This is a genomic window from Listeria sp. MAN/IMW/UF555 (assembly GCF_058684075.1).
The window spans coordinates 58277-73277 of record NZ_JBZWZS010000001.1 but is presented as its reverse complement, the minus strand read 5'-3'; the positions used below and the strand labels follow the sequence as shown (position 1 = coordinate 73277).

15 protein-coding genes and 1 other annotated feature (1 of these 16 only partly in view) are annotated in these 15001 nt (G+C 38.3%); of the genes, 1 reads left to right on the top strand and 14 read right to left on the bottom strand.

The annotated features are described in order from the left end of the window. Positions 1-40: 40 nt before the first annotated feature. The 3 genes from dat to AC4PG8_RS00335 form a co-directional block, all read right to left on the bottom strand. Complete coding sequence (gene dat, locus AC4PG8_RS00345; protein ID WP_003762500.1) at positions 41-910, bottom strand: D-amino-acid transaminase; 870 nt, start codon at positions 908-910, stop codon at positions 41-43. A 112-nt stretch (positions 911-1022) separates the two neighbouring features. Next, complete coding sequence (pepV, locus tag AC4PG8_RS00340; protein ID WP_160463788.1) at positions 1023-2435, bottom strand: dipeptidase PepV; 1413 nt, start codon at positions 2433-2435, stop codon at positions 1023-1025. A 73-nt stretch (positions 2436-2508) separates the two neighbouring features. Then, positions 2509-2922 carry an NUDIX hydrolase gene (locus AC4PG8_RS00335; RefSeq protein WP_003762502.1) on the bottom strand — a complete coding sequence of 138 codons (414 nt, stop codon included), beginning with the start codon at positions 2920-2922 and terminating at the stop codon, positions 2509-2511. A gap of 104 nt (positions 2923-3026) precedes the next feature. Between AC4PG8_RS00335 and AC4PG8_RS00330 the strand changes: the two genes are divergently transcribed. Next, positions 3027-3857: an NAD(P)H-hydrate dehydratase gene (locus AC4PG8_RS00330; protein WP_045554220.1), complete on the top strand. Its 831-nt coding sequence runs from the start codon at positions 3027-3029 to the stop codon at positions 3855-3857. Positions 3858-3893: 36 nt separating this feature from the next. On the opposite strand, the gene AC4PG8_RS00325 is transcribed toward AC4PG8_RS00330, so the two are convergent. The 11 genes from AC4PG8_RS00325 to trpE form a co-directional block, all read right to left on the bottom strand. Next, entirely contained in the window at positions 3894-4547 is a 654-nt protein-coding gene (locus tag AC4PG8_RS00325) for a phosphatase PAP2 family protein (RefSeq protein ID WP_185482037.1), read from the bottom strand. A gap of 9 nt (positions 4548-4556) precedes the next feature. Then, a complete protein-coding gene (locus tag AC4PG8_RS00320) occupies positions 4557-6170 on the bottom strand; it encodes a putative polysaccharide biosynthesis protein (RefSeq protein WP_003772090.1) in 1614 nt (537 codons plus the stop codon). A gap of 110 nt (positions 6171-6280) precedes the next feature. Continuing rightward, a complete protein-coding gene (locus AC4PG8_RS00315) occupies positions 6281-7894 on the bottom strand; it encodes a putative polysaccharide biosynthesis protein (protein WP_003772092.1) in 1614 nt (537 codons plus the stop codon). Between the two features lie 84 nt (positions 7895-7978). Beyond that, positions 7979-8416 (bottom strand): hypothetical protein, encoded by a 438-nt coding sequence (locus AC4PG8_RS00310; RefSeq protein WP_003762507.1) that lies wholly within the window; start codon positions 8414-8416, stop codon positions 7979-7981. Between the two features lie 70 nt (positions 8417-8486). After that, complete coding sequence (gene trpA / locus AC4PG8_RS00305) at positions 8487-9260, bottom strand: tryptophan synthase subunit alpha (RefSeq protein WP_160463785.1); 774 nt, start codon at positions 9258-9260, stop codon at positions 8487-8489. Continuing rightward, the gene (gene trpB / locus AC4PG8_RS00300) at positions 9253-10455 is read right to left on the bottom strand and encodes a tryptophan synthase subunit beta (RefSeq protein WP_160463784.1); all 1203 of its coding nucleotides are present in this window, start codon (positions 10453-10455) and stop codon (positions 9253-9255) included. The genes trpA and trpB overlap by 8 nt, the downstream gene beginning before the upstream one ends. Then, positions 10455-11066: a phosphoribosylanthranilate isomerase gene (locus tag AC4PG8_RS00295; RefSeq protein ID WP_185510222.1), complete on the bottom strand. Its 612-nt coding sequence runs from the start codon at positions 11064-11066 to the stop codon at positions 10455-10457. Before AC4PG8_RS00295 ends, trpB begins: the two co-directional genes overlap by 1 nt. After that, positions 11063-11821, bottom strand: a complete 759-nt coding sequence (trpC, locus tag AC4PG8_RS00290) for an indole-3-glycerol phosphate synthase TrpC (RefSeq protein ID WP_185510221.1) — start codon at positions 11819-11821, stop codon at positions 11063-11065. The genes AC4PG8_RS00295 and trpC overlap by 4 nt, the downstream gene beginning before the upstream one ends. Then, a complete protein-coding gene (trpD, locus tag AC4PG8_RS00285; protein WP_492169911.1) occupies positions 11818-12837 on the bottom strand; it encodes an anthranilate phosphoribosyltransferase in 1020 nt (339 codons plus the stop codon). Before trpD ends, trpC begins: the two co-directional genes overlap by 4 nt. Then, positions 12809-13414 carry an aminodeoxychorismate/anthranilate synthase component II gene (locus AC4PG8_RS00280; RefSeq protein WP_185482030.1) on the bottom strand — a complete coding sequence of 202 codons (606 nt, stop codon included), beginning with the start codon at positions 13412-13414 and terminating at the stop codon, positions 12809-12811. The genes trpD and AC4PG8_RS00280 overlap by 29 nt, the downstream gene beginning before the upstream one ends. Then, positions 13411-14775, bottom strand: a complete 1365-nt coding sequence (trpE, locus tag AC4PG8_RS00275; protein ID WP_492169910.1) for an anthranilate synthase component I — start codon at positions 14773-14775, stop codon at positions 13411-13413. The genes AC4PG8_RS00280 and trpE overlap by 4 nt, the downstream gene beginning before the upstream one ends. 64 nt (positions 14776-14839) lie before the next feature. After that, positions 14840-15001, bottom strand: a binding site (T-box leader) (it continues 63 nt past the right edge of the window).

Genomic DNA, 15001 nt, shown 5'->3' with positions numbered 1-15001 from the left:
ATAAAAAAACCTTCCTTAAAAAAGGAAGGTTTAAGATTTATTATTTTGCGTATTCTAATTCGCCACAAGCGCGAACGATTTCTTCTACAAAGTAATTATGAAGTTGAGCGGTAATTGGACCACGTTTTCCATCAGCAACTTGTACTCCATCAATGTGAGTAATTGGTGTGATTTCAATTGTAGTACTGGAAATAAACACTTCATCTGCTTCTCGTAAATCTGTTAAAGTGAAATCGGCTTCTTTTACAGGAATACCGTTCTTTTTCGCTACATCAATAATAACTTGACGAGTAATACCATTTAAAATTAGATTGTCGGCAGCATGTGTCCATAAAACCCCATCTTTAATAATGGATACGTTAGAAGCAGAACACTCGGTAACTTGCTCCCCGCGATGTAAAATAGCTTCAAGCGCGTTTTGTTGATGTGCTTTGTTTTTCGCTAAAATATTTCCAAGTAAGTTTAAGCTTTTAATATCACAACGTAACCAGCGTACATCTTCTTCAGTAATTGCTGAGCCGCCTTCTATGAATTGACGCTCATTTCTTGGTACTTCACGAGCTGCCGCAGTCAATACTCCTTCTAACGGGAAATCATCTGGAAGAACGTGATTACGAGGATTTTGAACTCCTCTTGTTACTTGTAAATATACATTTCCGGTATTGATATTATTTTCAGCTACTAATTTGTCTAATAACGCTCGTAATGTTTCTTTGGAATAAGGAATAACTAAGTCAATTTTTGCTGCACTAGCGTATAAACGATCGATATGCTCGTTATAAGTAAAAAATTTACCATTATATAAACGAACAACTTCATATACTCCATCACCAAATTGGTATCCACGGTCTTCTACGTCAACTGTAGCATCATTTCTTTCTACTAAACGGTCATTTACTAGTACTTTCATGTCGAGTCTCTCCTTGCATAGTTAATTTTTGGAACTATCTAAAAACTTAATGAAACAAAGAAACTGCCACAAAACTAAGCTTTGCAGCAGTTAATTTTTTCAATTATAACCCTTACTTCGCTAATTTGTAAAGTGCTTCTGCGTAAATTGCAGTAGCTTTTAATAAATCATCAAAATAGCTGAATTCGTCTTTTTGGTGCATTGTATCTTCGCGGCCTGGGAACAGTGCGCCGAACGCTACTCCTGTTTCCATATGACGTGCATAAGTTCCCCCACCAATCGCTAGCAAGGTAGCTTCTTCACCTGTTTGTTTTGTATAAACTTCTTGTAAAGTTTGAATAAGCGGGTGATCTTTTGGTACGAAAAGCGGTTTGGAATCATCGTAATGTGTATATTGAGCGTTGTACTCATATACAACTGTTTGCATTTTATTTTTTAGTTTATCCATATTAGCTGTCACTGGGTAACGGAAATTAAGACCGTATTTACCACCTTCTGCTACATCATAACGAATAACGCCGACGTTCATTGTTAATTCGCCACTTTCTACGTCTTCATAGCTAATACCAAGTTTTACAGCACGAGAATCACCGAATAAGTAATCGCGACCAAATGTCACAAAATCATTTGCAGCGCCAGTTAATTTAAATTTACCTAGGAAAGCTACTAAGTGAAGACCAGCATTTACGCCGTTATTTGGTTCCATCGCATGGGCGGATTTTCCGACGATATTGATTTTGACTGTTTTGCCGTTTTCTTCTAATGAGCCTTCAACTGGATGATTTGCTAAGAACGCTTTAAATTCACTTGCTACTTTATCAAAGTCTTTTACGTCTTCAATAATAGCTGTTGCGTGGTCAGGAACCATGTTATAGCGTTCGCCTGATTCTACACTAAGTAGACGGAATGCTGCTTCTCCACTAGCTTCTCCGTCTTTAAAAGATACATCTAGTTCTGAGATACCTTTTTCAGCGTGAATGATTGGGAATTCTGCATCTGGAACGAATCCTAGTGTTGGTTGTTCTTCTGTTTCAAAATAACGTTCTACACAGCTCATACCACTTTCTTCATCAGAACCAACAATGATTCTAACGCGGCGAGAAAGAGGTAAGCCTAGTTCTTTAATAATTTTTAATGCATAGTAACCGGCAATTGTTGGACCTTTATCATCTGCAACTCCGCGCGCATATAATTTACCATCACGTAATGTTGGTTCAAATGGTCCATTAGTCCAGCCATCACCAACTGGCACTACATCAACGTGTCCTAATACGCCAACAAGTTCTTCTCCTTGACCGTATTCAAGGTGTCCAGCAACATTACCAACTTCTTTAGCGGTAAAGCCATCTTTTTTACCTAGTTCAATCATATAGTCGAGTGCGCGTTTAACGTCTGGTCCAAACGGCGCATCTTCTGTTTTTTTACTATCATCGCGAACACTCGGAATGCGAAGAAGCCCTTTTAAATCTTCTAAGAAATCATCTTTACGTGATTCCACTTCTTTTTGCCAATTAATTTCTGTCATAATTATTATTCCCTCCTTCAAACTTATCTTCTCTATTGTAAACTGTTTTCACGCCGCTTGGAAGTCGGAACTACTATTTTCTCATAAAACCTTTAATTGCTTCAAAATCCCAACGTTCCATCCGCGTAGAAAATACGACATCCATTATATTCAGACTTTCTTTTTCAAGTGGTAAGAAGCGATATTCTTCGTGTTCATCAGACAACACTACTTCCCCTTCTTCAGGCATTTCCACTAAATAAATAACGCCTGTAATTTGGTAGTCTTCATGAAAAAACTCCCATGTGTCATATAAGATAAATGGTTGGACTTGTAATTTAGTTTCTTCATAAACTTCTCTAAAAAGCGCTTCTCCGTGAGTTTCACCGTAGTTCATACGGCCTCCCGGAAGTTCAAATACTTCGCCTTCTACGCCTCTTTTTTTAAGAGCTAAAAATTTACCATCTTTTACAATAACTGCTTTTACGGCAGGATATATAGGTTTCATTTTACAAAAGCCTCCTTATCATTTAAGATAAACATGATTTATCTGTTCTTTATTTTACCCGGTTGAGTAGATAAAAGCCAGTGTCATAAGGAGGTTTTACAAAAGTGAAGAAAATTACACCGAAAGCAATGTGCGCGTGGATTCCAAAACGTGAAGATGAAACACATAAAGGTGATTACGGGCGCGTTTTAATTGTCGCTGGAAATAAACAATTTGGTGGGGCCGCGATTATGGCTGCAGAGGCTTGTGTTAAAAGTGGTGCTGGTTTAACAACGGTTGCCTCAGATAGTGTTAATCGCCCTGCGCTGCAAACACGAATTCCTGAATGCATGTTTATTGACTATGAAAACATCACAAGTCTAAGTGAACAAATTAATCATTTTGATACCATTTTAATTGGTCCTGGGCTTGGATTAGATGCCTATGCCGAAGAAATTTTTCGATTAGTATTACAAAATTCAACAGAATATCAACAACTAATTATTGACGGCGATGGCATTACTATTTATGCAAAAGGAGAAAATCCTCATCCTGCCGCCAAGCTTACCTTTACACCACATGCAGGTGAATGGGAACGACTGAAAGCACTAGCACCTGAAGCAGAAACGCCAACTGATGTCGCACTTCATATTGACGCAACGATTGTTCTAAAAGGGCATCGTACAAAAGTGTATTCAGGTGAATCAGCATGGCAAAATATGTACGGCACTCCCGCAATGGCAACAGGTGGCATGGGCGATACTCTCGCTGGAACGATATGTGGCTTGATGGCACAAACAGAGAAGCCGCTTACCGGAACATTAGCTGCTGTTTTTCTTCATAGCTATATTGGAGAAATTTTAGCTAAAAAACGCTATGTTGTGTTGCCGACTGAAATTGCTGAAGAGTTACCGACCTATTTGAAAATTTTTAGCGAAACAGACGAACATGCTTAATAAAAAATCCTCTCTTTATCTAAAGAGAGGATTTTTTTACGATTTATTAAATTTATTAGCCCATAAAGCTAATTTTTTATTCCAAATAAAGTAACAACCAATTCCACTGAAAATAACAGCATTTCCAATTAAGAATCCTGCTACAACATCACTTGGGAAATGTACTCCTAAATAAACGCGGGAATACATAATAAACAATACAAGCCCTAGCGCAAGAATACTAATCGCAAAACGAAGCCATTTATGACTAACATATAAAATTAAAAAGAACGCTAGCATTCCATAAAAAACAGTTGAACCAGTCGCATGACCACTTGGAAAACTAAATCCACCTTGTTCGATTAATTTATAGGTTGGTCTTGGGCGCTGAACGATATTTTTAATGATTGATGGAATAAGCGCCCCGCCAACTAGGACAATCCCACCAAACCAAATTGCCGTATCCACTTTTTTCATTAGAACAAGCGCAATAATAACAACAACGGTTAAAATACAAATGGTCGCTACCCCGCCAATATCAGTTAAATAAGAAATCAGTGTAGTTTTTGTATCCGTTATTCCGACCCGAATAATACTATTCCAGTACTGGTCAAACCTGTGAATCCATTTTGCCCCAGTCATAACGCCTATCATAAAGAAAACAAATCCAAGGAGAGCAATGCCACTAATTACAAATGGTGTTTTTTTCATAAAATCCTCCTAGCGAATTCTTAATTTCTCACGTAATCTAGTACCACGTGGGCCAAATAATTTATCAGACAAGTGAAGTTTGAATGCCATATAACCGTAGAAAACAGCACCCGTTCCTCCGCAAATAAGCGTCAATACCAGCGCAGACATTTTACGATCCGGACTAATAAAGTTAGCAAGTCCCATGTACAGTCCGATGACAATAACGCCCATCAAAGCTGTCATAAAGAAGAAAAGCACCGTTCGCCGCAAAATAACTTTAAACGAGAAACGAACATATTTTTTAATAATAAATAACATGAACAGACAAGATACTGCATAACCAATACCAGTTGCAATGATTGACCCAGGAGCTTCAAACATCATAATGAGTGGCATTTGTAATACCGATTTCGCTAGTAGCCCTAACAGTAAGCCTAGCACTGTGAATCGTTGTTCATCAATCCCTTGAAGAACAGCCGCGGAAACACTAAACAATGAAAATAAAATGGCGATTGGTGCAAATAATTGTAATAGCGCTGTCCCATTATCACTAGGTGCGAAAAACACTGTGAATAAAGGTCTCGCTAGCATAGCAATTCCAAAACAAGCTGGAATCGTTAAGAATAATAAAATTTGGAAAACATCATTGAGTTGACGCTTCACTTGCGCGTACTCTTTCCTTACATAAGCACCAGTAACAAGTGGAACAAGTGCCATCGAAAACGCAATTGCCAACGTCCCTGGAATCATAATTAATTTTTGTACATCAAAGTTAATAATTGCTACAAAAGAATTGACCAAATCAGGAGCAGTTCCAATATATTCTAACACTCTTCCTAAAGTGAATTGGTCAATTAATTGATAAAGCGAAGTAGCAGACCCAACTATAATAAAAGGAATTGCCGAAAGAATAATATCTTTATATAGTGTCGGAATGGAAATTTTTACAGTGCCTCTATCTTCTAAAAGCATTCGGTCCAGTCCAGGTTTTCGTTTATAAAAATACCAAAGTAGTAATAGTAAACTCGCAAAAGCTCCAACAAAAGCTGAAAAAGTAGCGATACTAATTGCTGTAACTACATTCCCGTCAAGTACATACATTACAATGAAAGTCCCCGCAAGCAAGAACACAATACGGACAACTTGTTCTAACACTTGAGATACAGCAGACGGCCCCATCGAATTATATCCTTGGAAAAAGCCACGAAGCAAGCTCATTACTGGAATGATAAGTAGCGCGAAACTAACTGCACGAATAACTTGAATACCATCCGCTAAACTATATCCGCCTTCCAACTGCTGCATTCGAGCGAGCGTTGGAGCAAGTCCATACATCGCAAGGAAACAAACAATCCCGGAAAAAATCATTAAATATACACCGGTTTTAAATAATCGACGGCCAACAGCATATTCTTCCATGGCGTTATATTTCGCTATATATTTGGCAACAGCTAACGGTATCCCAGCAGTTGCAATGCTTAAGAATAATTGATACGGTACATAACCGAAATTATACAGAAGCGCTGGTTCATCTCCTCCAATAATCGCATAAAACGGAATCACATACAATATTCCGAGCACTTTAGAGATTAATGTCCCTAGCGTCAGAATAAATGTTCCTCTGAGCAGTTTTGAACCCATCGTCTAACTTCCTTTACATTAAATTATATATCCTTGTTTACTTTACCATTAACTCTTTTAAAAAAAAAGAACAAACCCAAATAAATATCGGCTTGTTCTTTACAAAAAGCTTAAATCAAATGAAGTTTTTTACGAATTTTATACATCCGGTCACCTAGAATATAGTTTAATAGCCCTGCTTTTGCAGCTAAAAAGGCATAAATATAAGCCCCCACTCCAGCTGATATAAAAACAATCACTAATGCAGTAAATCGTGCATGCGGATTTAAGAATAATGCGAGCCCATGATAAATGAGCCAAACACTAACTAACATCACAAAACTTATTCCAAGAATTAACACCAGGCGTCTAATAATATACTTAAATGAATAATGAGCATATTTTTTAATAATAAAAATGGTGAACAGCACAGAAACAATGTAACCAAGTCCGGTCGCAAGTGCGCCACCTTTTGCACCAAGAAGTAAAATTAGCGGCATTTGTAGTACGGATTTTGTTAGTAACCCGAGAAGTAAACTAAGTACTGTATAACGTTGCTCGTCAATCCCTTGTAGAATCGCAGCAGTGACACTAAACAGCGAGAAGAAAATTGCAAATGGAGCGAAAAAGCTTAGCAACATTGATCCATCAGCATTATAACCATAAAATATCGTATAGAGCGGATCAGCCAAGAGCGCTATTCCTAAACAAGCTGGCACGACTAAAAATAGCAATACTTGGAAAACAGCTGTTAGATGATGATGCACTTCGCGAATCCGACCTTTATGAAATGAAGCGGCCACGAGCGGAACGAGCGTCATCGAAAACGCCAACGCTAATGTACCCGGAATCATAATGATTTTTTGAACAGAAAAGTTGAAAATAGAAAGTAAATCTTCCGCTGCTTTCCCGGGCATGCCATCGTATGTTAAAACACGCGCAAAGGTGAATAAATCAATTTGTTGATATAGTGACATCGCCATTCCTACTATAATGAAAGGCACTGCTGAGATTGAGATTTCTTTTAATAAATGTAACGTCGACACTTGTAATTTATTTTCACTGCCGGCAATCATTTTTTGAATACCTGGTTTGCGTTTTCGGTAATACCACAGTAAACAAATTAAACTGAAGAAAGCTCCAACAAAAGCCGCAAAAGTCGCTAAGCTCATTGCTGTTACAAGGCTTCCACCAATAAGATGAAGCACAATATACGTACTTGCAAGTAGGAAAACGATTCTTGCTACTTGTTCAATTACTTGCGATACAGCAGAGGGTCCCATTGAATGAAACCCCTGGAAATAACCGCGAAGTAAACTCATTACTGGAATAATAAGTAACGCAAAACTCACTGCACGAATAACGGTTGTAATATCTTGAATGCTCGTTCCGCCACTGACCTCTTGCATCCCAGCTAAAAGCGGTGCAAAAATATACATAATTAAAAAACTAATAATCCCGGTAAATATCATCAAATATGTACTAGACCTATACAATCTTTGGCTTAAAGCATATTCATTTAACGAATTATATTTAGAAATGTACTTAGCAACTGCTAATGGAACTCCAGCTGTCGCAATATTTAAGAAGATTTGATAGGGAACATATCCGTATTGATAAAGAATCGTTGCCTGTTCCCCGCCAGCAATCCAGTAAAATGGAATAACATATAAAATCCCTAAAATTTTCGATAATAAAGTTCCCGCAGTAAGTACGGCCGTTCCTCGCATTAATTTTGAACTCATAATTTCTATTACCTCAATTGATTTTTTCTTTTAAGTCTGTCTGTTATATATGTTTATGTAAAAATCATTCTTACATTACTACTTTTAACGCATTCTTCTAAGATTTAAAATACAAGTTACACTCAAGGCAAGTAGCACTGCTGGTAAAATAAGCGAAACAAAGTTCACACCACTATTAATCATTGATAAAACGACACCAAGAATGGTAAACGCGCCATATAAATAAAAAACAAGCGGTGTAATTATAATGCCTTTTCTAAGTTTGTTATAAGAAAGAAATAGCATAATCGTAAATGCGATACAAATAACAGCCATTATCGTTGTCGTCATAATCGTATTTTGAACGACAGCGGTTGCATTTGCATTAGCAAGTACTTCTTTTCTTTGTTGTAGAGCAATAAGCCCCACAATAGAAACGCTACTTAATACGGCTTGGATAGTAGATACAATCGCTATCCCAAGTGTTACATTTTTCGTGTTATTGAGCATTCTTGCATGCTCTGGTTTTACTTCAACAGACATTCTTACAACTCCTCTTTAACATTCTATACACCAGACTTTACCATATTTAAAGAGAAATTGTAAGTAGTAATTAGTTTTCGATTTGAACTTCTGCTGCATTTTGTAAAAACGTACCTAGCTCCCTCGTTTCCCCGTCATGCAACATTTGTACGACCTTACTTCCAATAATCACACCATCACAAACACGCGCAAATTTTTCCACATGTTCAATAGAAGAAACTCCAAAACCTGCAAGAACAGGAACAGGGCTAATACTTTTTAAATAAGCTAAATGGGTATCAATGTGCGTATTAAATTCATTTCTTACGCCCGTCGTCCCGTTTACTGTTACGGCATAAATAAAACCTTCTGCTTGGTTAGCTATTTCTTCTAAGCGCTCTTTCGGACTGGTTAGTGAAACAAGCGGAATAAGCGCAATATCTGTCCCTTTTAGTTCGGGTGTAATAAGCGTACGATGTTCATAAGGTAAATCAGGAATAATAAGTCCTTTTACAGGTGTTTTTTGAACCATTTCGATAAATTTTGGAATACCTAAATGAAAAATCGGATTAATATAGCTCATAATAATTAGTGGAATTTGCACCTTGCTTGTGGCTAATTTAGTTAAAATTGCTTCTAAACTAACTCGTTCTTTTAATGCGCGTAAACCAGCAAGTTGAATGACAGGGCCGTCAGCAACTGGATCAGAAAAAGGAACCCCAATTTCAATCGCGCTTACGCCTGATTTTTCTAGGAATAATAGTTGTTCTTCTAGATTATCTAAACCACCATCGCCGCCCATAATATAAGTTACTACAGCAGCATGGTCTTTATTCGCCAATTTTTTTGTTAATGTCTTAGTCATTAGCTTGCCCCTCCAATCGTTCTTTTAGTTGATTAACATCTTTATCCCCGCGACCAGATAAGCATACAACCATACTTTCATCCGGACGCATCTGGCTTGCAAGTTTCACAGCATAACTAATGGCATGCGAACTTTCAAGTGCTGGAATAATCCCTTCTGTCCGGCATAAAAGTTGAAAAGCTTCGACTGCTTCATCATCTGTAACAGAATGATACTCAGCGCGACCTAAATCACGGAAAAAACTATGTTCCGGCCCAATACCAGGATAATCTAATCCCGCGGAAATCGAGAAAGCTTCAAGGATTTGTCCATTTTCGTCTTGTAAAACATCCATCATTGCCCCGTGCAGAATGCCAATTTCGCCTTTAGAAATCGTGGCTGCATGGAACTCTGTTTCAAGACCATGACCAGCAGCTTCTACGCCGTGCATTTGAACAGAAGAATCATCCACAAACGGATAAAATAAGCCCATCGCGTTACTGCCACCACCTACACAAGCCACAATCGCCTCAGGTAACTTACCTTCTTTCTCTAGATGTTGTTTACGTGCTTCTGTCCCGATGACACTTTGGTAATCACGAACAATTTCTGGGAACGGATGGGGCCCAAGAACAGATCCCATAATATAATGCGTATCTTCCACATTCGCCACCCAGAACCGCAGTGCTTCATTTACGGCATCTTTCAAAGTACGGCTACCAGCTTTCACGCTGACAACTTTTGCGCCAAGTAACTCCATTCTAAATACATTAAGCGATTGACGTTTAACATCTTCTTCTCCCATGAAAATAGTACATTCCATATTAAAAAGTGCTGCTACTGTCGCTGTAGCTACACCATGTTGCCCTGCTCCAGTTTCTGCCACTACTTTTTGCTTGCCCATTTGCCGCGCAAGTAATGCTTGACCAATCGTATTATTGATTTTATGCGCACCAGTATGATTTAAATCTTCTCGTTTTAAATAAATTTTAGCCCCGCCAGCATAGGTAGTAAGTTGTTCCGCAAAATAAAGCGGCGTTTCCCGGCCTACATATTCTTTTAAATAGTAGTTTAATTCTTTTTGAAAAGCTGCATCTGTTTTAGAAGCTCGGTACGCTTCATCTAATTCTTTCACTGCTTTCATTAAAGTTTCTGGCACAAATCTGCCACCGAATTTTCCGTAAAAACCATTTTCATCAGGTGCTTGATATGTCATTATTTTCCAACTCCTTTTGCTGTTTTAATGAAGATTTTAATTTTTTCAGGATCTTTTTCACCATTCGTTTCTACGCCAGAAGAAATATCGACGGCATATGGTTCAAAGCGACTAATAGCTTCTTTCACGTTTTCGGCATTTAAGCCACCAGCAATGATTAATTTATTTTTTATTAGTAAATCGCTATTTATTTTATCCCAATCAAAAGTTTTCCCGCTGCCGCCCTCGTATTCTTCTGCCGGAGCATCAAGTAAGATATAGGCATTTGAATAATCATTTATATTGTTAGGAAGTTTGCCCTCTTTAACTGGAAAAGCTTTAATTACTTCGGCATCGGTGCGGTCTGCTTGCTCGGTCGGTTCTTGTCCATGGAGTTGCACGATGTCTAGTGGTACGCCTTTAATAGCAGCAGTTAACTCATCTTCCGTCGGGTTAACAAAAACGCCAACTTTCTTAATATTAGGTGGGATGTTTTTAGCTAACTGGTGTGCTTGTTCAATCGTAACTTGGCGTTTACTTTTCGCAAAAACGAAACCAATCATATCCGCACCATTCTCAACTGCTGCTTTTACATCGACACTTTTTTTCAATCCACAAATTTTTACAATCATCGTTTCACCTTCAAACTTTCTGCTGCTTTTTGTGGAGTTTTGTCTCGCATAAGCGCTTCTCCAACAAGTATCGCATTAAATTCTTTACTCACTCGGTTAACATCGTCTGCCGTTTTAAAACCCGATTCACTAATGAAACATGCCTCTGTTGAAAAATCACTCGCAACCATTTCACTTACCGCAATATCTACTTCAAACGAGTGCAAATTCCGATTATTCACTCCGATTAATTTAGCCCCAATTTTTTGCGCGAGAGCTAATTCGCCTCGGTCATGTACTTCTACTAATACTTCCAAATCAAGGGCACTCGCTTGTTTAAAAAGTAAGGCTAGCTCATCTTCCGTAAGAGCTGAAATTATTAGTAATACAACCGTTGCTCCAGCATTTCGAGCGCGAATTAATTGTTTTTCACTAATAATAAAGTCTTTACACAGTACTGGAATTGCTACGTTTTTCGCTACTTCTCGTAAATCTTCAATCGATCCTTTAAAGAAAATCGGGTCGGTTAATACAGAAATCATACCTGCTCCAGCTGCCTCATATGATTTTGCTTGAGCGACTGGGTTTACATCCATATTTATTTCACCTTTTGAAGGCGAGGCGCGTTTTACTTCCGCAATAAGTTGCATTTGTTCCGTATTTTCTTTTAAAAATTCATAAAACGAATAAGTTTTCCGTTTTTCTGCTACTTGTTCTAATGGCATTTCAGCTACCTCTACTGCTTTTTGAGCTAAAATTTCTTCTAAAAATGTCATTTCGCTAGCACCTCTTTTTGATAAGTAATTAAATCTTGCAATTTTTGTTTAGCTAGACCACTTCTAACTAGGTCGCGGGCTAAATCAACGCCTTCTTTTACTGTTCTTACTTTGCCATTTGCGAATAAACCAAATCCGGCATTTAGCAAAACAGTGTCTAAATAGGCACCAGGTTCGCCGTCAAGTACACTACGAAGAATTGCTGCATTTTCTTTTGCATCCCCGCCCCTAATTGCTTCTAGTGGGTAGCTAGCTAAACCGACTTCTTCAGGTTTTAGTGTATATAAGTGAACTTCCCCGCTTTCATATAATGCGTAATGATTTTCACCGGCTAGAGAAGCTTCATCCATAAAGCCAGCGCCATTTAAAACTACGGCCCGTTTTCGTCCAAGTTGTCCTAAAACTTCCACAGTTTGTCTGATTAAATCACGACGATAAATGCCCATTAATTGTGTTTCGAGATGAACCGGGTTGGTTAAAGGTCCAATCAAGTTAAAAATGGTTGGCGTCCCAAGTTCTTTCCGAACGTCCATCACGTATTTCATATTAGGGTGAACATGTGGTGCGAATAAAAAGGCAATCCCTACTTTTTCAAGTAAATAAGTCATATCTTCAGGACGCATATTAATATCAATCCCTAATTCCTGACAAACATCCGCACTACCTGAACGACTAGAAATACTTCGATTCCCATGTTTCGCCACTGGAATTCCTGCTGCTGCAAGGACGAAAGCCGACGTTGTACTGATATTAAAACTATTCGATTTATCTCCGCCAGTTCCGCAATTATCCATCGCAGTTCCAGCTGGGAAATCCACTTGAATCGCAACTTGCTGCATCGCTTCTGCTATTCCAGCCATTTCTTCTGCGGTTTCTCCTTTGACTTTAAGTGCCATTAGAAAGGCAGCAATTTTCGTTTTTGAAAGACGTCCTTCAAAAATTTCTGTTGCAACGATATTCATTTCTGCTTTTGATAGATTTTTTTGGTCATATACTTTTTGTAATAAGATTTCCATTTTCTCCCGCCCTTTCTACTATGTGAATAAAGTTTTCCATCATTTGTTTTCCGTCATTCGTGCCGATTGATTCTGGATGAAATTGCAATCCATAAACCGGGTAATTTTTCAGTTTCATTGCCATTACTTCCGCGTCATCCGTCGCCACTGCTAATATTTCTAAGCAATCCGGCAAAGTATTTTTATCTACTATTAAAGAGTGATAACGCATCACAGGCATTTCTTTTGGCAAGTTAGTAAAAATGGCTCCACTTGTTTGCCGCATCAGCGAAACTTTACCATGACGAATTTGCTTTGCTCGTTTTACTTCTCCGCCAAATACCTCACCGATCGCTTGGTGTCCTAAACAAATCCCAAGTAGTGGTTTTTCTTTCGCAAATTTGAAAACAACTTCTTCCAAAAGTCCGGCTTCACTCGGTTTTCCTGGCCCTGGTGAAAGAACAATCCCATCTGCCAAAGCCGCATATTCCATTAAATCCACGGCATCATTTCGTTTTACTACGACATCACTGAACTCTGCCAAATACTGCTCTAGGTTATACGTAAAAGAATCATAGTTATCAATTAATAAAATCATTCTCCCACCTCCAAAAGGGCTTTCGCTTTTTGTAATGTTTCCAAGTATTCACTCTCAGGTTCTGAATCATAAACAATTCCTGCGCCAGCTTGCACATAAGCTTTTCCATCATGGAGTACCATCGTTCTAATCGAAAGAGCAAAATCAGAATCACCATTTTTCGTTAAGTAACCTACCGCACCAGCATATGGTCCACGTTTTACATTTTCCCATTCATAGATTCGCTCCATGGCTCTTATTTTTGGTGCTCCGCTAACTGTACCAGCCGGCAGCGTCGACCGAAGAGCATCCATCGCACTTAATCCTGGTTTTAATGTACCTTCAACAACAGAAACTAAATGCATCAAGAATCGGTAACGTTCGATTGTTAGATATACTGGTACATGAACCGAACCCGTTTCTGCAATTTTTCCAATATCATTACGTCCTAAATCCACTAACATTCTGTGCTCTGCAAGTTCTTTTTCATCGGATAATAATTCCGCTGCCAGCATTTCATCTTCTTGTTTTGTTGCCCCGCGACGCCTTGTACCAGCAATTGGATTTGTCGTAACAGTCCGCCCTTTCGTTTTAATTAAACTCTCTGGTGAAGAACCAATTAAGACCGTATCGCCAAAATCAATGAAAAAGAGATAAGGAGAAGGATTTAACAATCGTAATTTTCGGTAATAATCAAACGGCTCCACTGTAAAATCTGCCTCTAACCGCTGAGAAAGTACTATTTGAAAGAAATCGCCATCTTGAATATAGGTTTTCGCTTTTTTGACTAAGTTCATATACTCCTCTTTTGTATAATTACTTTTGTAAGTCATTTTCGGAACTTGAACTGCTTTGTGTTCATCTATTTTTGGTGTTGTAAGTTCTAAAAACATCGCTTCAAGTGCCTCATCCAGTTCTGCTTCACTTCTCCCAGAGTAGCAATTATCTTGCACTAAAATAAGTTCTTCCGCTTGATGATCCATAATGACAAAACTTTCATATATATAAAAACGAATATCTGGCATGTCCCGCGTTTCGACTGGAATATCACCTAAATTTTCATAAAGTGCAATAACGTCATAACCAACATAACCAATTGCCCCTGAATCTAAAGGCAAGCTTTCTTCCTCCGTCTTTGCTTTTTCAATAAATAGTTCAATTTCTTTTAAAGGGTCTGTCACTATTTGAAGTGCCCCGTCTATATAATATTCATGTTGATATACTTTAATTTCATGTACAGGATTGATAGCAATAATAGAATATCTTCCTGCCTCTGCATCTTTTGCAGCTCCTTCAAGTAAGCTTTTGCCTGTTCCGGAAAGACGTTGAAAGGCTAAAATCGCGGTTAATGTATCTGCATCCATTCTTTTCATTTTTCTCATTTAAATCATCCCTTCTTCATTAAAATAAAAAAAGCCCTCTGAAAAAGCCTACTATCATGCTTTTTCAGAGGACGAGTTATCGCGGTGCCACCTCATTTTAGGGAATTCCCCCTATCTCAGTGCTGCTTTTTTGCAGCTGCTCTATAACGGGAGCTCCCGTTCACCCCTACTTCAGTTCAAGGTATCACGCACAAGGCCCATTCCTATTTCATCTATTTATTAGCTC